We start from the raw sequence: 278 nt of genomic DNA, 5'->3' as shown, positions 1-278 counted from the left end.
TTAAAATGTTTATATTTGTTAGAAAGGAGTAATCTTTTACTATGATTTTTACAATTTTTGTTCCTGGTTTAGGAAATCTTAATATTTTAGGAGCTCCATTTGATACTATTTATTTTGGTTGTCATCCACCAATAACTACTCTTAACCTATTACCAAGAAAATTATTAAGACTTACGTGTAGTTTTTCTGGGGAAAGTGCTCTTTTTGTTTATATTCCAGGTCTTTCTCAATTAAATATTTTGCAAATATTACAAGTTTTGAACGGTTTAACAATAGAA

General features: G+C 27.0%; 1 protein-coding gene. It reads left to right on the top strand.

What is annotated here, in order from left to right; all coding sequences use genetic code 11:
• Positions 1-41: 41 nt before the first annotated feature.
• The coding region (locus FE392_RS20930; protein WP_319932002.1) for a hypothetical protein at positions 42-278 on the top strand (237 nt) is incomplete at its 3' end.

Origin of the sequence: Xenorhabdus santafensis (genome assembly GCF_033949405.1) — a bacterium.
Classification (GTDB): Bacteria; Pseudomonadota; Gammaproteobacteria; order Enterobacterales; family Enterobacteriaceae; genus Xenorhabdus; species Xenorhabdus santafensis.
Note: the sequence above shows the minus strand (reverse complement) of the source record. Positions and strands in the feature narration are given on the sequence as shown.